The sequence below is a fragment of the Paraburkholderia unamae genome, from assembly GCF_003268775.1.
Classification (GTDB): domain Bacteria; phylum Pseudomonadota; class Gammaproteobacteria; order Burkholderiales; family Burkholderiaceae; genus Paraburkholderia; species Paraburkholderia unamae.
In genome coordinates, this window is record NZ_QLSU01000008.1 from 179,718 (window position 1) to 201,244 (window position 21,527).

Below are 21,527 nucleotides of genomic sequence, written 5' to 3' on the forward strand. Positions count from 1 at the left end.
CATTCTGATTCTTGTGACCATTTCAGTCAATAGTCACAAATGCGTTTATGGCGAGAGACTTCTAAGCACGAGGTTCGCGAGCTGGACCGTCGCCTCCTCGGCAGCGTCGAGGTTGTGCTGGAGCAACAAGGGATTGAAGTACGGTTTCATCACCAGAAAGATCGCATTCACGGCCTCGTCCAAGGGCGTTTTACGCTCGAATTCGCCCGTTTCCCGCCCGAGTCGCAGGATGTCGGCCAGCATGCAACGGATCTGTTCTTCGTACCCGTGGACGGACGGCCAGGGCGACGCAGCCGCAACGGCGGCGATATCGTAAAGCTTGCGATCCTGGAAAAAAAGCTGGCACCCCGACGCCAGTAACGTCTTGAACATACGGCGAAATTTCTCCGTGGCGCTGGAGGCGTCTGCGACGCTTTCGCTCACGGCCGCGATCATCGCGGCGAGGCGGTTCGCGCAGATAACTTCGCCGATTGCCTGTTTCGAGTCGAAAAATTTGTAAATGTAGGCTTTCGAAAAGCCGATTTCTTTTGCGAGGTCGGAGACCGTTGTCTTTTCGTAGCCGTAGCGACTGAAGTATTCCGTCGCGGCTTCGACGATCTGTGCACGAACTTCGTGGTCCGAGGGGCCACGGGATGGCGCGGCGGATGGAATGGGCTTGTTCATGTCCCAAGCTTAGTCCCTCACCGAATGGTTGACAACAAGTGACCATATTGTATATTGGTCACTATATCGACACTCGCCGAGATGACCATGTTTTCGCGTCGCCCACTTGCTTTCCTGATTAGCGCCGCCGCCCTTTCTGCCTGCACCGTGGGCCCCGACTACCGGCGGCCGGATGTGCCGCTCGCGCAAAGCTATGTGACGCGGCCGTCGTCCGTCACCGCGGCGGCGGCTCCGTCGGCAAATCTGTCTGCGTGGTGGGAAGGCTTCGACGATCCCCTGCTCACGCGCTACGTTGCCATGGCGCTTGCCCAGAACCTGGACCTTGCCCAGGCTGTCGCGCAAATCGACCAGGCGCGTGCGCGCCTCGGCACCGCTGACGCGGCGCTCCTGCCCTCGGCCACGGTTTCGGCCTCGGCGGCCAGAGCCTACCAATCGGTCAACACGCCGTTCGGCCAGTTGCTCAATGCGACACCGGGTTACGAGCGCTGGGGCACCGAGTACGAAGCCAATCTGGAGGCCGGTTGGGAGATCGACATTTTTGGCGGCCTTCGAAGGCAGCGCGAAGCCGCGCTCGCAGATTATTCAGCGACCGAAGCGGCGGCCGCTGCCACCCGGCTCGCCGTCGCGGCCCAGACAGCGGATATCTACGTGACGATACGAGGCCTTCAGGCTCGCCTGGAGATTGCAAACCACCAGGTGCAGACGCAGGAAGCACTGCTCACAGACGTGAAACTCCTGTATTCGAAGGGCGCCGCCGCCGACTATCAGGTTCAGCAGGCGCAAGGCACGCTCGACCAGGTTCAGGCGAGCGTGCCCATCCTGAACGCGGCGCTGGATGCGGCGTCAAACTCCCTCGACGTGATGTTGGGCGCGCCGCCGGGGACCCACCGGGAAGAGCTCGCCCCTGCGTCTTTGATCCCCGTTGCGCCTTCGCTCGCGGATATGGGCACGCCGGCCGATCTGCTGCAAAGGCGGCCCGACCTGATCGCAGCCGAACGCCACCTCGCAGCCGCCAACGCGCGCATTGGGGCCGCAATCAGCGAATACTATCCAACGGTGTCGCTGAACGCATTCCTCGGCAGTGCGACCTCAGCCGCAGCCGGCACGTTATTCACAGGCGGTGCCAGCCAGGCGGCCGGCCTCGTGGGATTGCGCTGGCGCCTGTTCGACTTCGCGCGGATCAACGCCGACGTCAACCAGGCGAAAGGCGCCGACGCGCAAGCGCTCGCCGGTTATCGCCAGGCCGTACTCCGCGCCACCGAGGACGTTGAAACCTCGCTCTCGTCGTTGGTGAACCGCGAGGCACAGGCGGCCACACTGTCGCACGCGGAATCGTCATTGTCCAAAGCGCGAGACTCCTCGATGGCAGCGTATCGGAGCGGCGCGGCAAGCTTTATCGACGTGTTGCACGCCAACGAGACGCTGTTGCAGGCTGCCGACGCGCGCGCCCAAGCGCAAACGGAATCTGCTCGCGCGGCAATCTCGACGTTCAAGGCACTCGGCGGCGGCTGGGACCCGGAATCTCTCCAGGCGCCACCCGCGACCAGTCACACGCCATCACCTCCCGTCACCGGCAGCGCGGCAGTCACCAAACTGGGATAAATTGGGTTTTCTTTCATTTGAACCAGCCGCCAGGCAACGGCACAGACTCCGTCACGGCGGCACTCACGGGCGCGATGAATGAACAAAAAGAGTCCTGCTGCTCTGGGGCAGCCCTCTCCAGACGACACGCTCGCGAGGCGCTTTCTCCTGCGGGAAGCGCCCACCGTCCGGGCAGGCGTATTGACTCAGGGACCGCCGATCGCGTTCTCGCGGCTGACGAACGCGCGCCCGCAACCCGGGCGCTCGCTGACGCCGCACCCCGAGGAAGCATTCGTCTTTCAAATGCCGCTTGTTTCGAGCCCTGATCCGGGCATCCGTTATTCGAGCGGAACCCTCGATGGTTCGACATCCTGCCGACCGGGCTGCTGTTATCTGCTCGACCTGCGCTCGAGTCCGACGCGGCGGCTCGACATGCCGTTCGATACCATGCGGCTCTATATCGCCCAGAGCACGATCGAAGCGTTCACCGATCAAAAGGGACGCCGGCGCATCGGGGGGCTGGTGCAGCGCAGTCTCGGGGCAAGCGACCCTGTCCTGTTTCGCCTTTCGCACACCATGCAGACCGTTCTGCAACAGCCCGATCAGACGAGTTCGCTGTTTGTCGACTACCTCGCCCTCGCTTTTTGCGAGCACGTCGTGACACGGTATGGCAGGGCCGACACATTGAATCGTCCGCGCCGCGCCGCACTCGCCCCTTGGCAGATGCGACGAATCGAGGATTTTTTCGAGGCCCACCTGCACGGTAATCCGACCATTCTCGACCTCGCGCGCCAATGCGATCTTTCCACGAGCCACTTCACCGAAGCCTTCAAGCAGACGACCGGGAGCACGCCGCATCAGTGGCTGCTAAAACGTCGAATCGAACGAGCCAAATCCCAATTACGCGAGTCCGATGCGAGCCTTGCCAGCATCGCGTCGGATTGCGGCTTTTTTGATCAGAGCCATTTTTCACGCGTGTTTTCGCGCTTCGAAGGGTGCGGGCCGAAGGATTGGCGCCAGCGCAACCGCTCACGCCACGTTTGCGCAAGCATCGCTATCGACGTTTCGGCGTCGGTACTGTTCGACTAGCAGTCCCACACTGCGGGTCACGACAACGCCCTGCCATACACGCCGTTGCCGTCGGTCCACGACGACCGCCCGTGTTTTGTCCATCGAATCGTTGTTTTGTCCAAGATCGGTCCGGTACCGATCCGGTACGCTTTCTCCACATCGACAAGTCGATGTCTCTGCCCTCTCACCCTCGTTGATCGAGTGGCCGACGCTACGGGACGCGCTCGCCCCGTAACGCTTGCAGAAGTCAAACGCCGATCGTCCGTAACGCTTCGCGCGACCGCCGCGCCCGGAACGTAACGGCGCTCCGCCGGCATCGCACAACCCTCCTGGAGTCGTGGCATGGCAAATCGCGATACGTCAACGCGTCTGGATCACGCAACGGGCGCCCCCGTTGTCGACAATCTGAACATCGAAACAGCCGGTCCGCGCGGTCCCGCGCTGCTGCAAGACATCTGGCTGATCGAAAAGCTTGCGCATTTCGACCGCGAGGTCATTCCTGAACGGCGCATGCACGCCAAAGGATCGGGAGCGCATGGCGTGTTCACGGTCACGCATGACATCACGCGCTACACGAAGGCGAAGCTTTTCTCGGAAATCGGCAAGACGACCCCGGTATTCCTGCGCTTCTCCACCGTGGCTGGAGAGCGCGGCGCCGCCGACGCCGAGCGTGACATCCGCGGCTTCGCGGTGAAGTTCTATACGGAAGAAGGGAACTGGGACATTGTGGGCAACAACACGCCCGTGTTCTTTTTCCGCGATCCGCTGCGCTTTCCCGACCTGAACCACGCGATCAAGCGCGACCCTCGCACGGGGCTGCGCAGTGCAAACAGCAACTGGGACTTCTGGACGCTGTTGCCCGAGGCGCTTCACCAGGTCACGATCGTCATGAGCGATCGGGGCATTCCGCGCAGCTATCGCCACATGCACGGCTTCGGCAGCCACACGTTCAGCCTCATCGATGCCGCCAATCGCCGGATGTGGGTGAAGTTTCATCTCCGCACGCAGCAAGGCATTGCGAACCTGACTGACGACGAAGCCGAGAGCCTGGTGGGCAAGGACCGGGAGACGCATGGCCGCGATCTTTTCGAGAGCATCGAGCGCGGTGAGTTTCCCCGCTGGACGCTCTTTATTCAGGTGATGAACGACGAACAGGCCGGGTCTTTGCCGTTCAACCCGTTCGATCTCACCAAAGTCTGGCCGAAAGGCGATTTCCCGTTGATCGAGGTGGGCGTTCTCGAACTGAACCGCAACCCCGGCAACTACTTCGCGGAGGTCGAACAGGCGGCCTTCTCGCCTGCGAACGTGGTCCCCGGGATTGGCTTTTCGCCCGACAAGATGCTTCAGGCGCGGCTCTTTTCCTACGGCGATACCCAACGATATCGGCTCGGCGTGAACTTCAACCATATTCCCGTTAACGCACCGAAGTGCCCCGTCCACAGCTACCACCGCGACGGCGCCATGCGCACCGACGACAACCTTGGCGGCACCCCGTCTTACTTCCCGAACAGTGCCGGCGAATGGGACGTTGAGCCCGGGCTTCATGAACCGGCGCTGCCCATCGAGGGCAACGCCGCCCATTGGGACCACCGCGTGGACGTGGACCACTTCGCGCAACCCGGCAATCTGTTTCGCCTGATGAGCAAGTCCCAGCAGCAGATGCTGTTCGATAATACCGCTCGCCAGATGGCCTCGGTTCAGGCGCATATTCAGGACCGCCACATAATCAACTGTTCAAAGGCAGACCCGGATTACGGTGCGGGAGTTCGCGAGGCTCTGGCAAGACTCGGGACGACAGCGGCAACGAAATAGCACGCCGCTCGCGCAGCGCCAGACCCGTTCCACTCTCGAAGGAGAAGCGTCATGTCCCAGTTCATTCAGGATGTAGCCGTGCCCGACAGCCAGCTTGCGCGGGAAATTACCGAGTTCGTGCGCGATACCTCCAGCCCGCTGCTCTTTCACCATTCGAGCCGGGTATATCTATTTGGCGCTATGGAGGGGAGCCGCCTTGGGCTGAGGTTCGATGCGGAACTGCTGTACGCCGGCGCCATGTTTCACGACCTGGGTCTCCTCGGCGCCTACAGCAGCGCGACCGAACGGTTCGAAGTTGACGGGGCCAACGCCGCCCGCGACTTTCTCTCGACCCGCGGCATCGCGGCGGCCGATGTCGATCTCGTCTGGACAGCGATCGCGTTGCATACCACGCCGGGTATCCCGCGCCATATGCATCCGATCGTCGCCCTTGTGACAGCCGGCGTCGAGATGGATGTGCTCGGACTCTCCTATCACGAGTTTTCCCAGCAGGAGCGCGAAGCGGTGACGCAAGCCCATCCGCGCTCGCCACACTTCAAGGAAGACATCATTCAGGCCTTCTACGACGGCATCAAACGCAAACCCGATACAACCTTCGGCAACGTAAAGGCCGACGTCATCGCCGACAAGGAACCGCATTTCCATCCGGGTAACTTTTGCGCCGTGATCCGGAATTCGCCTTGGCCGGGGTAAAGATGAATCCCCTGTATCCACGCTATTGTTTCGCATACCTTGATAACGGCGACGCGAACCTCCAATTCACAGAGCACCGGCCGTCGCATCGTGCAAGGCGTTGCATCGGCTTCAATCAATCAAGCCACTCACACTGAGGAAAACATCATGGGCAGACTATCAGGAAAGGTCGCCGTTGTAACGGGCGCGTCGAAAGGCATCGGCGCCGCCATCGCGAAGGCGCTCGCGGCCGAAGGGGCTTCGGTCGTCGTGAACTACGCCAGCAGCAAGGCCGGCGCGGATGCAGTCGTATCCGCGATCACCACTGCCGGAGGGCAGGCCGTTTCCGTAGGCGGCGACGTGTCGAAGGCTGCCGACGCAAAAGGTATCGTCGACGCGGCAATCGAAACGTATGGCCGCCTCGACATCCTCGTCAACAACTCGGGCGTGTATGAGTTCGCGCCCATCGCGGAGTTCACGGAAACGCAATACCGCAGGCAGTTCGACACCAACGTGCTCGGCGTGCTGCTCACCACGCAGGCGGCCGTGAGACATCTTGGCGAGGGCGCAAGCATCGTCAATGTCAGTTCGGTCGTCTCCACCGTTACGCCTCCCACGACTGCCGTCTATAGCGGCACCAAGGGGGCGGTCGATGCGATCACCGGCGCGCTCGCGCGCGAACTGGGGCCGCAGAAGATTCGTGTGAACTCGGTCAACCCCGGCGTGATATTGACCGAGGGCGCACAAAGCGCGGGGGTCATCGGCTCGGACTTCGAGACATCAGCGGTCAGCCAAACGCCGCTCGGACGCCTGGGCACACCGGACGACGTCGCGTCGGTTGTCGCCTTCCTTGCGTCGGACGACGCAAAGTGGTTGACGGGGGAACATATCATCACCAGTGGGGGCATGCGGTAAGCACCGCGATCTGGACGGGCGATCGACCGGCGTCGAGACGGACAGGCACGTTCGGCGACGGTGAACATTGGAATCATCGGTTGAAGTGGCTTGCCGCATGAAACGTTCGCCGCCCCGCCGGTAAATCTCGCTGCTTTGCCTGAAAAGGGGTGAATAGCGTTGCTTGCCCGGGTTGGCACGGGCAAGCAACGGCAAATTGCGATCGGGCATTGTGAGAAAATCGCGGCACAAGCCATTGCCCCTCGCGACGCCCGTCCGGTTTGAAGTGTCTGCGAGATTCTTCCTTCCTGGCCCGACCACTCCTTGAAAACGCTGCTCACCCATCGAGCCTCGCCGCTCGACACATTGCTTAACGACGCGATTTCGCACTTCTCCCACGGACAACCTCGGGAGGCGTTGGCGAAAGTGACGAAGGCACTCAAATTGCAGCCGGGCAATGTGGCGGCGCTCAATATCGCCGGGGCCTGCTCCCAGCGACTCGGAAAACTGAAAGATGCGGAAGCTTATTGGCGGCGGGCATTGAAGGAAGATCCGGACTATGCCGATGCTCACAACAACCTGGGCAATCTGTTCGTCCAGAGCAAACGCCTTTCCGAGGCCGAGGCGGCCTGGCGGCGAGCCCTGAAGATCCGGCCCGACCATGCCGATGCCCACAACAACCTGGGCAATCTGCTCAAACAGACCCAGCGCTTGCCCGAGGCCGAGGCGGCCTGGCGGCGAGCCCTGGAAATCCGGCCCGACCATGCCGATGCCCACAACAACCTGGGCAATCTGCTCTACGAGACCAAGCGCTTTCCCGAGGCCGAAGCGGCCTGGCGCCGAGCCCTGGCGATCCGCCCGGACCATGCCAATGCCCACAACAACCTGGGCAATCTGCTCAAACAGGCGAAGCGCTTCTCCGAAGCCGAAGCGGCCTACCTCCATGCCCTGGCGATCCAGCCGGACCATGCCGACGCGCGCAACAACCTGGGCAATCTGCTCAAGCAGCTCAGGCGCTTTTCCGAGGCCGAGGCGGTCTTCCGCCAAGCCCTTGAGATTCGACCGGACCATGCTGAGGCCTGCTACAACCTGGGGGCGCTCCTGCTCCACACGGGCCGCTTGTCCGAGGGCTGGCCCCTACATGAAGCCCGCTACCATGAGGCCATGCCGGAGCGTATCGTCAAGCCCTCCCTTGCCTGTCCGCAGTGGCAGGGCGAATCCCTGGAGAACCGGTCTATCCTGGTCCACGGCGAGCAGGGTTTCGGCGATCAGATCCAGTTCGTCCGCTACCTTGCCAGGCTCAAGGAGCTGGGCGCCAGTCGCGTCACCCTGATCTGCTCGCCTGCCCTGCAACCGCTTTTTGAAGGCATCGCCGGCGCCGATGTCGTGCTCACGACCGATGAGGTTGCGAAGGCCCCCTCCCATGATTACTGGACCTTCCTGCTCAGCCTGCCGCTGCGCCTCGCCACGACGCTCGATTCCATCCCCGCCGGGATTCCGTATCTAAGGGCGGCTCCGGATCGCCTCAGCGCCTGGAGTCCACGGCTGCCGGCTGCGCAGCGGCGCATCGGTCTGGTCTGGGCGGGCAACGCGGCGCAAAACAACGACGCAAACCGCTCGCTGCCGGGTCTCGCGACATTGGCGCCGCTTTGGGACGTGCCAGGCGTTCACTTCGTCAGCCTGCAAAAGGGCCAACGGGAAGAAGAGGCGGTAGCGCCGCAATCCGGGCAGTCGCTCACGCATCTCGGGGGAGACATCGAGGACTTCGCAGACAGCGCGGCAATCGTCGCCCAACTGGATCTGGTGATCTGCGTCGACACCGCCATCGCCCACCTTGCCGGCGCACTCGGGACTCCTTGCTGGGTCCTGCTGCCGTCCGTCAATGCGGGCTGGCGCTGGCTGGACGAACGCACGGATTCCCCGTGGTATCCGGGGGCGATGCGTCTTTTTCGTCAGCGCCACCTGGATGACTGGGCCCCCACCCTCCTTGAGGTTGCCCAGTCATTGCGTCGCTTTTGCCACGGTGGCCCGCTCGATTGAGCGTCGGTTGTGCAGGACCCGCGCCGTTCTTTAGCGCGCTAACCGCTAGAATTGCGGTTTTAGCCCGGATTACGCCCATGTCTTTTGCCTCGCTCGGCCTGATCGATCCCTTGCTGCGTAACGTGCAGGGCCTCAATTACCAGACCCCTACGCCGGTGCAGGTCAAGGCGATTCCCGCTGTGCTCAGCGGCAAGGACGTCATGGCCGCGGCACAAACCGGCACGGGCAAGACGGCGGGTTTCGCGCTGCCGCTGTTGCAACGGCTGGTGCAACACGGCCCGGCGGTGTCCAGCAATCGCGCACGCGTTCTGGTGCTGGTGCCCACGCGCGAACTGGCTGAACAGGTGCTGCAAAGCTTTGTCGAGTACGGCAAAGGCCTCGACTTACGATTTCTGGCCGCCTACGGCGGTGTGAGCATCAACCCGCAAATGATGAAGTTGCGCAAAGGCGTGGATGTGCTCGTTGCCACGCCGGGCCGCTTGCTGGACCTCAATCGCCAGAACGCCGTGCAGTTCGATCAAGTGCAGACGCTGGTGCTGGACGAAGCCGACCGCATGCTCGATCTGGGCTTTGCACGCGAGCTCAACGCCGTCTTTGCCGCCTTGCCGGTGCAGCGGCAGACCCTGCTGTTCTCCGCGACGTTCACCGACGATATCCGCACCATGGCGGCGGGCATTCTGCGCAGCCCGGTCAATATCAGCGTCAGCCCGCCCAATGTCACGGCCAGCAAGATCAAGCAGTGGGTGGTGACGGTCGATAAGCGCAACAAGCCTGAACTCTTCATGCACCTGGTGGCTGAGAACAAATGGGAGCATGCGCTGGTGTTCGTCAAAACCCGCGTTGGCGTGGATTATCTGGCGGCCATGCTCGATGACGCGGGCTATGCGGTCGACACCATCCACGGCGACAAGCCGCAACCTGCGCGCCTGCGTGCGCTGGAGCGCTTCAAGACGGGCGAAGTCAACATGCTGGTCGCCACCGACGTGGCGGCGCGCGGACTGGATATCGACGACCTGCCGCTCGTGATCAACGTCGATCTGCCGATCGTCGCGCAAGACTATGTGCACCGTATTGGCCGTACCGGCCGCGCGGGTGCCAGCGGCGTGGCGGTGTCCCTTGTGTGCGCCGACGAAGCGCCACAACTGGCCGCGATCGAAGCGCTGATCCGGCAAACGCTGCGTCGTGAAGAAGAGCCGGGTTTCGAAGCCGAACACCGCGTGCCGGAAACCAGCGCGACGGGCCAGATCATCAAGAAGCCGAAAAAGCCCAAGAAGCCCAAGGTGCCGCAAGCCGCGCCAGGCGTCACGCAAGCGCCCCAGAAAAAGCCGCACCCGAAAGGCGGCGCAAACAAAAGCAAACCTGCTGCGCAGCACACTGTGGCCTCGGATAACGCCGCAAGCTTCGTCAGCGGCAGCCCGTTCAGCGTGCAAAAGCCGCGCGGCAAACCCGCCAGCAAACCGGCAGCGGGTGCGCGCAAGCCCGCTGGCAAACCCGCTGGTGGCCGCGGCAAACGTCAACCCTGATCCGCAACACGATGCCGGGCGGTTTCACTCGATCCACCGGAAACGTGACTGTCATGTCAGGGCAGCAACGCGCCTGCTGATGTTCGGCGTTGCCTGACGCCAAACATCAGATGCCGGACTGGTTCACGCGCTTCATCAGTTCTTCGGCGCTCTCCTTGCGTTCGCTATAACGGTCGACCAGATAGGGACCGATATCGCGAGTGAGCAGCGTGAATTTCACCAGCTCTTCCATGACGTCCACGACGCGATCGAAGTAGGCCGAAGGCTTCATGCGGCCGGCCTCATCGAACTCCATGAAGGCCTTCGCCACCGACGACTGGTTGGGGATGGTCAACATGCGCATCCAGCGGCCCAGCACGCGCATCTGGTTGACGGCGTTGAACGACTGCGAGCCGCCGCTGACCTGCATGACCGCCAGCGTCTTGCCCTGCGTCGGCCGGATCGCGCCGACCGAAAGCGGAATCCAGTCGATCTGCGATTTCATGATGCCGGTCATCGCGCCGTGGCGCTCCGGCGAGCACCAGACCATGCCTTCCGACCACAGCACCAGGTCCCGCAATTCGGCCACCTTGGGGTGAGTGTCGGGCGCGTCGTCCGGCAGCGGCAGGCCGCTCGGGTTGAACGTGCGAACGTCAGCGCCCATCGCCGTGAGCAGGCGGGCCGCTTCCTCGCTCAGCAGGCGGCTGAACGAGCGCTCGCGCAGCGAACCATAGAGCACCAGGATGCGCGGAGGATGGGGCGAGGCTTTCGTGGCCTGAAGGCGCTCGATATCGGGAACGCGGAACAGCGCCGGGTCAACCTGCGGTAGTTCGGCTGCGAGTTCGGCTGCGAGTTCGGTCTTCGGATCAGACACGCCCGGCCTCCGTATCGATGGCGGTGATTTCCACACCCGCGTTGCGCGAGGCCCCGCAGTCCGGGCTGTGATAGAGGAGCACTTCGTTCATGTGATTCATTCCCTAACCTTCACGCACACTCGTACCAGTGCTTCGAACGGTTGACGATGCGCACCACGAGCAGCATGACCGGCACCTCGATCAACACGCCCACGACCGTCGCGAGCGCCGCACCGGAGTGAAAACCGAACAGGCCGATAGCCGTGGCCACGGCCAGTTCGAAAAAGTTCGACGCCCCGATCAAGGCGGACGGGCAGGCAATGTTGTGCTTCTCACCGACCGCGCGATTGAGCCAGTACGCCAGCGCCGAATTGAAGAACACCTGGATCAGGATCGGCACGGCGAGCAACACGATCACGAGCGGCTGCTTCAGGATGGCTTCGCCCTGGAAAGCGAACAGCAGCACCAGCGTCGCGAGCAGCGCCGTGATCGACCACGGGCCGATCTTCGCCATGACCGCCTCGAACGCCGCCTCGCCGCTCGCGAGCAGCAGCTTGCGCAGGATCTGCGCGAGGATCACCGGAATGACGATGTAGAGCACGACCGAAGTGAGCAGCGTCGCCCACGGCACCGTGATCGCCGAAATGCCGAGCAGCAGGCCGACGAGCGGGGCAAACGCGACCACCATGATGCTGTCGTTGAGCGCGACCTGCGAGAGCGTGAACAGCGGGTCGCCGCCCGTCAGGCGGCTCCAGACGAACACCATTGCCGTGCAGGGCGCGGCGGCCAGCAGGATCAGCCCGGCCACATAGCTGTCGAGCTGCGCCGCGGGCAGCAGCGGCGCGAACAGATGCTTGATGAAGAGCCAGGCGAGCAACGCCATCGTGAACGGCTTGACGAGCCAGTTCACGACCAGCGTGACGCCAATGCCCCGGATGTGCTGACGCACTTCGTGCAGCGCCCCGAAATCGACCTTGACCAGCATCGGGATGATCATCACCCAGATCAGCAGGCCGACCGGCAAGTTGACCTGGGCATACTCCATCCGTCCAATCGCCTGAAAAAGGGCGGGCAGCATCTGGCCGAGCAGGATGCCCGCGACAATGCACAGCGCGACCCAGACACTCAGGTATCGCTCGAAAAAGCTGATGGCAGGCTTCGCGACGCTCGTGCGCGAAGCGGCGACGTTGGGGCTATTCATGGAACGGCTCGACAAGAAACGGCTTCAGCTTTGCAGGATGTCGTTGAGCGCCTGCTGAAGCTCGGCATTGCCCAGACGGTCAAGGGGGAGTTCAAGCAGTTGCAGCATGCGATAGCCGATGGCCTGGCGTGTGAGCTCGAACGCCTGACGCTTGCCTTCATCGCCGCCCGCCGCATTCGACGGATCGGCGTAGCCCCAGTGGACCTGGACGGGGCTGCCGGGCCAGAACGGGCACGGTTCGGCGGCCGCGCTGTCGCACACCGTAATGACGATGTGCATAGGCGGCGCGCCGTCCTGCGCGAACTCGTCCCAGCTCTTGCTGCGATAGCCGCCCGTGTCGATGCCCGCGTTCGTCAGCGCTTCGAGGGCGAACGGATTGACGCGGCCGCTCGGGGCGCTGCCGGCGCTGAACGCGCGCACGTCCTTGCCGAGCTTGCTCGCCCAGTGGTTCAGCATGGCTTCGGAAAGCACGCTGCGCGCGGAATTGTGCGTACAGAGAATGAGGACGTTGGTGGTCATGGTGTGATCAGATGCGTCACGCAATCAGCAGCAGGCCGAACCCGCCGGTTTCACAGGAATGCCAACGGACTTGCCGCGCGGTTCGCAGCACGCCGCGGCTTGCGCCGGCGGCACCGTTTGGCGGCTTTCGCCGTAGACCGGGGCGCTGTCGAGGGTATGGAAGGACTCCCAGGCGATGCCCTGGGGATCGACGATCCAGTGCTTGTCGCTGCGCGCGTAGCAGCAGGTGGTCTCGCCCTGGTCGAGCAGGGTCATGTCCGCGGCTTGCGCGCGCTGCGCGAGTTCGGCCAGCTCGGCCGCGTCATCCACCTGAAAACCCAGGTGATCCACACCGGCTTTCGTGCCGCGCGTCGAGATCGCGAAGTTCACACGAGGGTCGTCCAGCATCCACTTGGCGTAATCCGCTTCGATGCGCGCCGGCTCTGCGCCGAACAGCTTCGAATAAAACGCGACATTGGTAGCGATATCGTCAACGTGGACGTGGATGTGAAACCGCTTCATGGAGGTTCTCCGTCAGCATTGGCAGGAATCCGCGCCAGGTACGAGGCATGGCTGCCCCTGGCAGCAGTTCTCGGTCAGGAAGCCGAGAACGGCATTCATTTGCGCATAGGCGGCCCGATAGATCAGGCTGCGCCCGTCGCGCTCCTGGGTGACCAGGCCAGCGTGCATCAACTCCTTCAGGTGAAAGGAGAGCGTCGCATTCGGCACGTCGAGCTCGGTGGCGATCGCGCCGGGCGTGAGGCCGCCCGGACCGGCAACAACCAGCATGCGGAACACGCGCAACCGCAACTCGTGAGCGAGCGCCGCCAGGGCGCGGATGATGTCTTTCTCTTCCATATTTCCAATATATTCGAAATGTTGGGCCGATGCAAGAAGATGTATGTCAGCCTTCAACGCCGTTAGTCCGGCAAATATCTTCACCTGGCTCCTCGCGCGGGACCTGCTTCGGGCAAAAGACGAGCCATTGTTCCCGCACGATTCGACTCGCTACAATCGACGCGCCGCACTTCATTCGTTCTCCGTCATTTGCAGGCGCGCCATGCACGCCCTACTACTTGCGCGATCACGCCTGCATCGGCATGCGCCCTGGCAACGAAGGATCTAACGCTGGCAGTTCGGGCGCGGCGAGAAGACATGCCGGATTGCGGTCACGGGTCGCACGCCGCTCAACAAAACGGAAGCTGTGATCCAGGCGGCGCTGACATCTTCCGAACGGCCAAAGCCGTAGAGCGGCGCGGTGCCGATGAAGTTGATGCCGCGTTCGAGCGCCGCCCATCGCCCAGGTCCCGAGCACGGCGCGCGATACGGGAGGTCCAATGCCCGGAATCGTTAATGTTTCGACTGTCGTATTCGATGCTTTCGCTGCTCCAGGAAACAACATGTGGCGCATTTTTGCCATGGCCACTGTTGAGCGCGATTCATCGTCCCGGTGAATGGAACAGAGGAAATTGGCGCGATTTCCTGAGCAGAACAGAGCGTTGGGACAGCGGATCAGCGCGCCTTGTTATGGCGCGATTCGCTTGAAACTGACGTAGTAATCGTCGGTGTAATAGCAGTCGTCGGTCTTCTTGTGAGGGCCGCCGCATACGATCCTGCGCAGCCCGCGATCGGCCGCGCCAGGGGTGCGCACGGTGTAGGTGTGGTAGTAGCCGCGCGGGTGCTTGGGCAGCAACTGCGCGGTATTGCGGAACAACACGCCGTCGTCGGCATAAGGGAAAGGGCCGCCCGTTTTGATCAACCCGAGTGTCTCGGCAGCTTCGGCCGGTAGCTGGGATTTAGTCACGGTGCCCAGCAGACCCGATGCTTGCGCGCCTGACGCGGGCGTACCGCTTGCGGCTTGCGCTGGCTGAACCGGCGCCTGGCTCGCAGATGCGCCCGACGCTTCAGTGGCGTTTTTCGAACCTTCCTTGCCGCATCCAGCGAGGATCGCGCTCAAGGCGATGACGCAGGAGAAAGTCCACGCGCTCTTCATGAAACGGTTCTCCCTCGTTGACCCGAAATCGACGACCGGAATAGCGATAAAGGTATCGCTAATGGCGAAGCGAAGCAATGCTCGCGCCATTTCGATGTTAGTTATCGTTTGAGTTCGCTTCGTCTTCGCGCTCGCACGAGCCGCGACAGCACGTTGATAGCGGTCGTTGTGTTCGCACTGGCCTTCATCTGCCAACCGGCGCTAGCCCACGCGGCCTTTGACATTTTAGTATACCCCCCCACCCTATGATGCTAGTATACCCCCCTACGGTATAACTGGACGCTCAATATGAGCCATACGATTCGAGAAAAACAGAAACTGCTCAACCGGGTGCGCCGCATCAAGGGACAGGTCGAGGCCATCGAACGCGCGCTCGAGGAGGAGCGCGGCTGCATGGACGTGCTGCAACTCATCACGAGCAGCCGTGGCGCGATGAACGGATTGCTGGCCGTCGTGCTGGAGGACCATATCCGCACCCATCTCGTCGACGTGGAGTCCGAGGACGATCATGGCAGCGGCAAGGAACAGCTAATCGAAGTCGTCCACAGCTACTTCAAGTGAGACAGGCATGAGCGAATTCGAGAACGCCGCTTTCGGCGCAGGGCATGACCACATCTTTCTTGGCGCGGCCCACGAAGAGAACGAGCGCAGAACCTGGATGGTGATTGCGCTGTGCAGCGCGATGATGGTGACCGAGATCGTCGGCGGGAGTCTTTTTGGCTCGCTCGCACTCGTGGCCGATGGCCTCCACATGTCGACGCATGCCGGCGCAATGCTGATCGCCGCATTGGCCTATACGTACGCGCGCAGGCACGCCACCGACCCGCGCTTCGTATTCGGCACGGGCAAGCTGGGAGACCTCGCGGGCTTCACCAGCGCCATTGTCCTTGCCATGATTGCGCTGCTGATCGGGTACGAAGCCGTCTCGCGCTTTCTCTCGCCCGTGCCGATCCACTTCGGCCAGGCGATCCCCATCGCGGTGCTTGGCCTGCTGGTCAATCTTGCGAGCGTATGGCTGCTGAGCGGCAACCATCACGGGCACAGCCATGGGCATGGGCATGAGCACGAAAATGAGGACGCGCACGGCCATGCACAGGAATGCGAAGGACACGACCACGACGTCGCGGAAGTTGCCGCGAACCGTGACCACAACATTCGCTCGGCCTACATCCACGTCATAGCCGATGCTGCGGTTTCCGTGTTGGCAATCGTCGGCCTGCTGCTGGCGCGGGCGTTTGGCTGGGTCTGGATGGACCCGCTCGCGGGCGTGATCGGCGCGCTGGTGATCGCGAACTGGTCGTGGGGCTTGATGCGCGATACGGGCGGCATTCTGCTCGACATGAATCTGGACAAGCGCATGGCCGAGAACGTCCGCCATGCCATCGAAGACAACGGCGACACCGTGCTCGACCTCCACGTCTGGCGCGTCGGCCCAGGGCACATGAGCGCCGTCGTGTCCGTTGCCACCGGCGAGGCGCAGCGCAACCCGCGCTTCTACCACGCGGCGCTCAAGCGGTTCAAGGGCCTGTCGCATGTCACGGTCGAAGTGAATCCGGCCCGCGCAACCGCCTGAGCGATGGCGGTCAAATGGACCTGCGCGATCCCGGAGACTTCTTTTTCGTCCATCACGGAGTCGGCAGCGAAGACTGGAGCCCCGACGGCTTCACGCCCTTGCGGTCCTGATCTTCGACGTGGCGAGCACGCGCGGCGCCCTCGCCTTGTCTCGCAAGGTCTGGAGAACTGGAATGGCGTCGATCAGACAAACTGTATATTGAGCCGGATTCCCGACGAAGCCTACACTCGTGAGATCGGCATCTTCAAGACTCCGCTATGCTCAAGATCCTGGGAAAGGCTTCGTCCATCAACGTTCGCAAGGTGCTGTGGACCTGTGCCGAACTCGATCTTCCATTCGAGCAGGAAGATTGGGGAACAGGATTCAGATCCACCCAGACGCCGGAATTCCTTTCGCTGAATCCCAACGGCCTGGTGCCCGTTTTGAGGGACGGCGATCTTGTCCTCTGGGAATCGAACACCATCATCCGCTACCTGGCTTCGCGCTACGGCGGAGCGCACCTTTATCCCGCCGATCCCACCGAACGTGCGCGGGTCGATCAATGGATGGACTGGCAGGCAACCGAGCTCAATCGATCATGGAGCTACGCATTTCTGGGTCTGGTGCGGCAATCGCCGGCTCATCAGTCGGCGGACGAGACAGCGCGTTCGATAGCGAACTGGACCGGCAATATGCGCATCCTGAACGCACAGTTGCATGCCACAGGTGCGTTTGTTGCCGGCAAATCGTTCTCACTGGCCGATATTCCTGTGGGGCTGTCGGTCAACCGCTGGCTCCGCACGCCTTTCGAACACGCGGATTTCCCGGCGGTGACCGACTATTTTCATCGATTGCGCGAGCGATCCGGATTTTCAGTCCACTGCGCAAACGGTTTGCCCTAAGCGCAGGCTGACACCACGCCGGGCCATCACAAATCGGGCACGTCGATCGTGCCCTCCAGATACTGAACCGCATGCCCCGAAATGCGAACGCGGCCTGCATCAAGCTCACAATGCAGCACGCCGCTGCGCCGCGACGCCTGCATTGCCAGCAGCTTTGTCTTGCCAAGCCGCTTCGCCCAGTACGGCGTGAGCGCCGTATGAATCGAGCCCGTGACCGGGTCTTCGTCGCCACCGTTTGCCGGCCAGAAATATCGCGAGACAAAATCGTAGCGCTCGCCCGGCGCGCTCACCACGACGTCGCGTGGTCCGAGCCGGGCGATCAAGTCCAGATCGGGAACGACAGCGCGCACCTGATCCTCGTGCTCGTAAATCGCAATGAAGGCCTGCTGCCCGACGAACACTTCCTTCGGGCGAATGGAGAGTCCGCGTGCGAGTTCGTCCGGCATGGCGTCGAGCGGCTCGATGTCACGTTGCGGAAAATCCATCTCGACCATGTGGTCGCGTCCGCGCCGAACGGTGAACGCGCCTACCGCGTCAGCATGGAATTCGATCAGGTCGCGCTCGGGAAACCGCTTGAACAACACGAAGGCGCCCGCCAGCGTTGCATGTCCGCAGAATGCAATCTCCGTGATCGGCGAGAACCAGCGGATATCAAATCCCCCGTTCGACCTCGGCACAAGGAAAGCGGTTTCGGACAGGTTATTCTCCGTCGCGATCGCTTGCATGAGAGACGACGCAAGCCAGGCTTCAAGCAAGACCACCGCCGCATAGTTGCCCTTGAAGATTTCGCTTGTGAACGCATCGATTTGATAGATTGGAAGCTTCATGGCGCCTTCTTGTCCTGAACCCGTTGGTTCTTCCGATAGAAGCCCCCATGCTAGCGCCCGCCATTCACCTCAAACATGGACACAATATGGCGTTGGTCGGCAAAAATTGACAGGCGTGAATGCGCGTCATCCATTTCGACGACTCACGAGCCGCCACGCCTTGTCACCCTCGCTACACTCAGCGCCCCTTGAAAACCGGCGCGCGTTTTTCCACGGAAGCGCGCGTGGCTTCGCGGGCGTCTTCCGTATACATCAGCTTCGTGCTGAAACTCTGCTCGTGTTGATAGGCGGCTTCGAGCGCCATCGACTCGATGTCGTTGAGCGCCTCTTTCGCATAGCGCAAACCAAGTGGGCTTTTCGCCGCGATTTTCGCGGCAAGCTCCAGCGCCGTCGGCATGAGTTCGCCCGGTGCGACCACTTGATCCACGAGGCCCAGGCGCAGCGCCTCTTGCGCACTGATCGGCTCCCCCGTGAAATACATGCGCCGCAGCGCGCCCTGCGGAATCAAACGGCCGTGATGCGCAGCGCCGCCGCACCGGCCCACGTTGATTTCCGGTGTGCCAAAGCGCGCGTGGCTTGCCGCGATACGGATGTCGCAAACCGTGGCCAGCACGGAGCCCGCGCCGAGCGCCGGTCCGTTGATCGCCGCAATCACCGGAATGGCGCAGCGATAGACGGCCGAGAACGTCCGGCGCACGATCGCGGCGCGCTCCGGGTCCTGCTCGGGCGTCGCAGCGAGAAACTCATTGAGGTCGAGCCCCGCGCAAAACGCGCGTTCGCCCGCCCCCGTGAATACGACGCAATGCACATCGAGTTCCTTGCCGAGTTGCTCGAACAGGTCGGCAATTTCGCCATAGAGTGCGATAGTCAGTGCGTTGACGGGCGGACGGTCGATCGTGACGATCGCCACGCCGTCGCGTTTCTCAAGCTTGAGCGACATGTTTAGTCATCCTTTTTAAATTGAGTACGCCTGTGACGACGTACATACGATCCGTTCAGTTCTCGAACCGGTAAATCCGCGCGGGGTTATCGACGAGTATGGCTTGCCGCAAAGCGGAGTCGTCCACCCAGTGCTGGAACGTGTCGAGCAGCGCGCCGACGTCTGGTGCGGCGTCGCCCATGCGCACGAACGGCCAGTCGGAACTCCACACCAGTTGCTTCGCATTCGCTTCGACGAGACGATCGTGAAACGGCCGCAGATCCTCGTAATCCGGCGGCTGTTTCGAGACGCGGCACAGTGCGAGCTTCACTGCAATGCGCCCTTCGCGCAACAGCGCGAGCACGTTGGCGAAGTCACGGTGCGCAACGCCCAGCGTGGGGTCGAAGCATGTCATATGCTCGAACACCACGGGCAGCCCCGCTTTCCCGAGACGCTCGGCGATAGCCGGCACATCGGCGCAGCGCGCCCATACCTGCGCGTGCCAGCCCAGCATCTTCATTCGGCTTGCCAGCGCGAGCGCCGTATCGACACCCACGCTACCGGCGAAGGGCTTGCCGGTTTGCGGGCTCGGCATTTCGTTGAAGCGCAGCGCACGCACGCCGCTCGCGTGGAGCGATTCCAGTGCCGCGTCGCTCACGTTCGCGTCCGTCACGGCTACGCCGCGTATGCGGCCGCCTCCGGCACGCAGTGCCGCCACGAGCGCCGTATTGTCGGTGCCGTACGGCGCGGGTTGAACCAGCACGCCGCGCTGCGCGCCGATCGTCGCGAGCATCTCCTGATACGTGGCGGCCGGCGCAAGCGGCGGCGGATAGCTCGATGGCGTCGCAAACGCAAATGTGTCGTACGGGCCGAATACATGCGAATGCGTGTCGCACGCGAATGCCGGCAAAGGCTCGCGCGGTGCGCGCGGCATTTGCGCGGGCACTGTTTCGCTCGGGCGCAGCGGGTCGGCTGTCGCGCTCCGGGAGTTATTCGCCATCGCCTGGCTCCGTGCTGCGCATCGAGTCGCGTTGCGCGAATTGCGCATGCCAGGCAGCAAGCGCCGGGCGTCCTTCGCGCCACTGCAAATCGGGCAAACGGAAATCGTAGTAGGCGAGCACGCACGCAATGGCGATATCGCCAATCTGGATCGCATCGAGACGCAACGTGGGCGCGAGCGCTTCGAGTGCGTCGAGCGAGGCGGCCGACTTCGCGGCAAAGCCCGCGAGCCATTGCGCGCGCTGCTGCGCTTCGGGTTTGTTGCGCTCCTGCCGCCACAGCAGGAGAACGTCGAGCAGGCCGTCAGCGAAGGCCTGCTGCTGAAGCGCGACGAAGCGCTCGCGCCCTGCCACGGGGAAAAGCCGGTTACCGTCGTGCAGCGTGTCGAGGTACTCGCAGATCACCGACGAATCGAACAGCACGAGGCCGTCGTCGAGCACGAGCGTCGGCAACTTGCTCAGCGGATTGTCGCGCATGAGATCGGGATTGGGCTTGTCCATCGCCACAGGCGAGCGCACGCATTCGATACGCGGCGCGACGCCGGTTTCCAGCGCACAAACCATCACTTTGCGCACGAACGGCGAACGGGGTGACCAGTGTAGTTTCATCGAGCGATTCCTTCGTTACGGCAACGGGGCGCATGACCGCATGGAGTCATGCCATGTCGCCCGTCATTTAGGTCAATTATATGTCCTTTTGACCTATAAGCCGTAGCAAAAGGTTTTCGGTGAAAACCCTGGCGAGCGCGAGCCCGCTACGCGGCGATGGCTAGAGCGCGACCTTGATGTCGAGCCGCACGACGTCGCCGCGATACACACCGTTGCCCACGAATACGATCGTGCCGCTCGCGTCCGTGGCGGTCCGCCAGGCGTGCGCCACCGGTGCATTGAGCGGAATCTCCAGCATGCGCGAGAGTTCCACATCAGCCGCGCCGATGGTGATGGTCTGGTGAATCTCGCGCAATTCGAGGTCTGGCATGTCGCGCAAAATGCGCATGGTGGTGTGCTGCTTGAACGCCGACTTCGGAATGCGCCGGGTTAGCCGCTCGTCGATATAGGCATCGCCCAGATAATAGGGCTGGCCTTCGCGCGAGTGACGGCGACGCCAATGCTGGTAAGACGGCGCGAGCTGGCCCGCGGTGTGCAGCACGCTGCCGGGCATGACGCCCTTCTCGTGCTTGAGGATTTCGATGGTCGCGCCTTCCGCCGCCAGCAGCAGTCCCGAAAGATCCGTGGGCACTTCGCACCACAAGGCGCTTTGCGGCTTCTGGATGACAAAGGTGCCCTTCGCGCGAAAGCGCTCGATGAGCTTTTCGTCTTCGAGCAGGCCAAGCGCCTGGCGCACCGTCGCGCGTGCGACGGCGCACTCCTCGGCCAGATCGTCCACCGTGGGAATCTGTTCGCCCACCGGCCATTGGCCCGATTCGATGCGGCGCCGGAACAGCGTCGCAAGCTGAATGTAGCGGGCCACGCCGCTCAGGCTGAAATCGATGGCTGGTTCCCTGAGGGCCGCCTCATGACTCATTGCTACTCCGGGTCGTGTCGTTT

22 protein-coding genes are annotated in these 21,527 nt (G+C 62.6%); 10 read left to right on the forward strand and 12 right to left on the reverse strand.

Going from position 1 to position 21,527, the window contains the following annotated elements:
* Nucleotides 1–45: 45 nt before the first annotated feature.
* Nucleotides 46–663, reverse strand: coding sequence for a TetR/AcrR family transcriptional regulator (locus C7401_RS15460; RefSeq protein ID WP_112172261.1), 618 nt, complete (start codon nt 661–663; stop codon nt 46–48).
* Between the two features lie 87 nt (nt 664–750).
* Here C7401_RS15460 and C7401_RS15465 point away from each other — a divergent pair, with 87 nt between their 5' ends.
* The 7 genes from C7401_RS15465 (at nt 751) to C7401_RS15495 (ending at nt 10,256) form a co-directional block, all read left to right on the forward strand.
* Nucleotides 751–2,265 (forward strand): efflux transporter outer membrane subunit, encoded by a 1,515-nt coding sequence (locus C7401_RS15465; RefSeq protein ID WP_112172410.1) that lies wholly within the window; start codon nt 751–753, stop codon nt 2,263–2,265.
* A 78-nt stretch (nt 2,266–2,343) separates the two neighbouring features.
* Entirely contained in the window at nt 2,344–3,333 is a 990-nt protein-coding gene (locus C7401_RS15470) for a helix-turn-helix domain-containing protein (protein WP_112172262.1), read from the forward strand.
* A gap of 324 nt (nt 3,334–3,657) precedes the next feature.
* Nucleotides 3,658–5,127, forward strand: coding sequence for a catalase (locus C7401_RS15475; protein ID WP_112172263.1), 1,470 nt, complete (start codon nt 3,658–3,660; stop codon nt 5,125–5,127).
* Nucleotides 5,128–5,178: 51 nt separating this feature from the next.
* Nucleotides 5,179–5,820: an HD domain-containing protein gene (locus tag C7401_RS15480; RefSeq protein ID WP_112172264.1), complete on the forward strand. Its 642-nt coding sequence runs from the start codon at nt 5,179–5,181 to the stop codon at nt 5,818–5,820.
* 147 nt (nt 5,821–5,967) lie between these two features.
* Entirely contained in the window at nt 5,968–6,714 is a 747-nt protein-coding gene (locus tag C7401_RS15485) for a glucose 1-dehydrogenase (protein ID WP_112172265.1), read from the forward strand.
* Between the two features lie 303 nt (nt 6,715–7,017).
* Nucleotides 7,018–8,733 carry a tetratricopeptide repeat protein gene (locus C7401_RS15490; RefSeq protein WP_112172266.1) on the forward strand — a complete coding sequence of 572 codons (1,716 nt, stop codon included), beginning with the start codon at nt 7,018–7,020 and terminating at the stop codon, nt 8,731–8,733.
* Nucleotides 8,734–8,810: 77 nt separating this feature from the next.
* Nucleotides 8,811–10,256, forward strand: coding sequence for a DEAD/DEAH box helicase (locus C7401_RS15495; RefSeq protein ID WP_112172267.1), 1,446 nt, complete (start codon nt 8,811–8,813; stop codon nt 10,254–10,256).
* Between the two features lie 106 nt (nt 10,257–10,362).
* Here the strand turns inward: C7401_RS15495 and arsH are convergent, their stop codons facing one another.
* The 6 genes from arsH to C7401_RS15530 all read right to left on the reverse strand — a co-directional run bounded on the left by arsH (nt 10,363) and on the right by C7401_RS15530 (nt 14,781).
* Nucleotides 10,363–11,109, reverse strand: coding sequence for an arsenical resistance protein ArsH (arsH, locus tag C7401_RS15500; protein WP_112172268.1), 747 nt, complete (start codon nt 11,107–11,109; stop codon nt 10,363–10,365).
* Between the two features lie 110 nt (nt 11,110–11,219).
* Nucleotides 11,220–12,290: an ACR3 family arsenite efflux transporter gene (arsB, locus tag C7401_RS15505; protein ID WP_112172269.1), complete on the reverse strand. Its 1,071-nt coding sequence runs from the start codon at nt 12,288–12,290 to the stop codon at nt 11,220–11,222.
* Between the two features lie 24 nt (nt 12,291–12,314).
* A complete protein-coding gene (locus C7401_RS15510; protein WP_112172270.1) occupies nt 12,315–12,809 on the reverse strand; it encodes an arsenate reductase ArsC in 495 nt (164 codons plus the stop codon).
* Nucleotides 12,810–12,833: 24 nt separating this feature from the next.
* A complete protein-coding gene (locus tag C7401_RS15515; RefSeq protein WP_112172271.1) occupies nt 12,834–13,310 on the reverse strand; it encodes an ArsI/CadI family heavy metal resistance metalloenzyme in 477 nt (158 codons plus the stop codon).
* 12 nt (nt 13,311–13,322) lie between these two features.
* Nucleotides 13,323–13,646, reverse strand: coding sequence for an ArsR/SmtB family transcription factor (locus C7401_RS15520; protein WP_112172272.1), 324 nt, complete (start codon nt 13,644–13,646; stop codon nt 13,323–13,325).
* 667 nt (nt 13,647–14,313) lie between these two features.
* Entirely contained in the window at nt 14,314–14,781 is a 468-nt protein-coding gene (locus tag C7401_RS15530) for a ribonuclease domain-containing protein (RefSeq protein WP_112172273.1), read from the reverse strand.
* Between the two features lie 288 nt (nt 14,782–15,069).
* On the opposite strand from C7401_RS15530, the gene C7401_RS15535 reads away from it, so the two are divergent.
* The 3 genes from C7401_RS15535 to C7401_RS15545 all read left to right on the forward strand — a co-directional run bounded on the left by C7401_RS15535 (nt 15,070) and on the right by C7401_RS15545 (nt 17,235).
* A complete protein-coding gene (locus tag C7401_RS15535) occupies nt 15,070–15,342 on the forward strand; it encodes a metal/formaldehyde-sensitive transcriptional repressor (protein WP_112172274.1) in 273 nt (90 codons plus the stop codon).
* Nucleotides 15,343–15,349: 7 nt separating this feature from the next.
* Entirely contained in the window at nt 15,350–16,354 is a 1,005-nt protein-coding gene (dmeF, locus tag C7401_RS15540) for a CDF family Co(II)/Ni(II) efflux transporter DmeF (RefSeq protein WP_112172275.1), read from the forward strand.
* A 257-nt stretch (nt 16,355–16,611) separates the two neighbouring features.
* A complete protein-coding gene (locus C7401_RS15545; protein WP_112172276.1) occupies nt 16,612–17,235 on the forward strand; it encodes a glutathione S-transferase family protein in 624 nt (207 codons plus the stop codon).
* Between the two features lie 26 nt (nt 17,236–17,261).
* Here the strand turns inward: C7401_RS15545 and C7401_RS15550 are convergent, their stop codons facing one another.
* The 5 genes from C7401_RS15550 to C7401_RS15570 form a co-directional block, all read right to left on the reverse strand.
* Nucleotides 17,262–18,062 carry a PhzF family phenazine biosynthesis protein gene (locus C7401_RS15550; RefSeq protein ID WP_112172277.1) on the reverse strand — a complete coding sequence of 267 codons (801 nt, stop codon included), beginning with the start codon at nt 18,060–18,062 and terminating at the stop codon, nt 17,262–17,264.
* Nucleotides 18,063–18,240: 178 nt separating this feature from the next.
* Nucleotides 18,241–19,002: an enoyl-CoA hydratase-related protein gene (locus C7401_RS15555; RefSeq protein WP_112172278.1), complete on the reverse strand. Its 762-nt coding sequence runs from the start codon at nt 19,000–19,002 to the stop codon at nt 18,241–18,243.
* A 55-nt stretch (nt 19,003–19,057) separates the two neighbouring features.
* The gene (locus C7401_RS15560) at nt 19,058–19,981 is read right to left on the reverse strand and encodes an amidohydrolase family protein (RefSeq protein WP_112172279.1); all 924 of its coding nucleotides are present in this window, start codon (nt 19,979–19,981) and stop codon (nt 19,058–19,060) included.
* Nucleotides 19,971–20,588 (reverse strand): glutathione S-transferase N-terminal domain-containing protein, encoded by a 618-nt coding sequence (locus tag C7401_RS15565; RefSeq protein WP_112172280.1) that lies wholly within the window; start codon nt 20,586–20,588, stop codon nt 19,971–19,973. The genes C7401_RS15560 and C7401_RS15565 overlap by 11 nt, the downstream gene beginning before the upstream one ends.
* Nucleotides 20,589–20,748: 160 nt before the next feature.
* Nucleotides 20,749–21,504: a GntR family transcriptional regulator gene (locus tag C7401_RS15570; protein WP_112172281.1), complete on the reverse strand. Its 756-nt coding sequence runs from the start codon at nt 21,502–21,504 to the stop codon at nt 20,749–20,751.
* Nucleotides 21,505–21,527 lie beyond the last annotated feature (23 nt).

Bases quoted from the DNA above. Each gene is read 5' to 3' on its own strand.
- C7401_RS15460 (WP_112172261.1), bottom strand. From the start codon at position 663: ATGAACAAGCCCATTCCATCCGCCGCGCCATCCCGTGGCCCCTCGGAC.
- C7401_RS15465 (WP_112172410.1), top strand. From the start codon at position 751: ATGTTTTCGCGTCGCCCACTTGCTTTCCTGATTAGCGCCGCCGCCCTT.
- C7401_RS15470 (WP_112172262.1), top strand. From the start codon at position 2,344: ATGAACAAAAAGAGTCCTGCTGCTCTGGGGCAGCCCTCTCCAGACGAC.
- C7401_RS15475 (WP_112172263.1), top strand. From the start codon at position 3,658: ATGGCAAATCGCGATACGTCAACGCGTCTGGATCACGCAACGGGCGCC.
- C7401_RS15480 (WP_112172264.1), top strand. From the start codon at position 5,179: ATGTCCCAGTTCATTCAGGATGTAGCCGTGCCCGACAGCCAGCTTGCG.
- C7401_RS15485 (WP_112172265.1), top strand. From the start codon at position 5,968: ATGGGCAGACTATCAGGAAAGGTCGCCGTTGTAACGGGCGCGTCGAAA.
- C7401_RS15495 (WP_112172267.1), top strand. From the start codon at position 8,811: ATGTCTTTTGCCTCGCTCGGCCTGATCGATCCCTTGCTGCGTAACGTG.
- arsB (WP_112172269.1), bottom strand. From the start codon at position 12,290: ATGAATAGCCCCAACGTCGCCGCTTCGCGCACGAGCGTCGCGAAGCCT.
- C7401_RS15510 (WP_112172270.1), bottom strand. From the start codon at position 12,809: ATGACCACCAACGTCCTCATTCTCTGTACGCACAATTCCGCGCGCAGC.
- C7401_RS15515 (WP_112172271.1), bottom strand. From the start codon at position 13,310: ATGAAGCGGTTTCACATCCACGTCCACGTTGACGATATCGCTACCAAT.
- C7401_RS15520 (WP_112172272.1), bottom strand. From the start codon at position 13,646: ATGGAAGAGAAAGACATCATCCGCGCCCTGGCGGCGCTCGCTCACGAG.
- C7401_RS15530 (WP_112172273.1), bottom strand. From the start codon at position 14,781: ATGAAGAGCGCGTGGACTTTCTCCTGCGTCATCGCCTTGAGCGCGATC.
- C7401_RS15535 (WP_112172274.1), top strand. From the start codon at position 15,070: ATGAGCCATACGATTCGAGAAAAACAGAAACTGCTCAACCGGGTGCGC.
- dmeF (WP_112172275.1), top strand. From the start codon at position 15,350: ATGAGCGAATTCGAGAACGCCGCTTTCGGCGCAGGGCATGACCACATC.
- C7401_RS15545 (WP_112172276.1), top strand. From the start codon at position 16,612: ATGCTCAAGATCCTGGGAAAGGCTTCGTCCATCAACGTTCGCAAGGTG.
- C7401_RS15550 (WP_112172277.1), bottom strand. From the start codon at position 18,062: ATGAAGCTTCCAATCTATCAAATCGATGCGTTCACAAGCGAAATCTTC.
- C7401_RS15555 (WP_112172278.1), bottom strand. From the start codon at position 19,002: ATGTCGCTCAAGCTTGAGAAACGCGACGGCGTGGCGATCGTCACGATC.
- C7401_RS15560 (WP_112172279.1), bottom strand. From the start codon at position 19,981: ATGGCGAATAACTCCCGGAGCGCGACAGCCGACCCGCTGCGCCCGAGC.
- C7401_RS15565 (WP_112172280.1), bottom strand. From the start codon at position 20,588: ATGAAACTACACTGGTCACCCCGTTCGCCGTTCGTGCGCAAAGTGATG.
- C7401_RS15570 (WP_112172281.1), bottom strand. From the start codon at position 21,504: ATGAGTCATGAGGCGGCCCTCAGGGAACCAGCCATCGATTTCAGCCTG.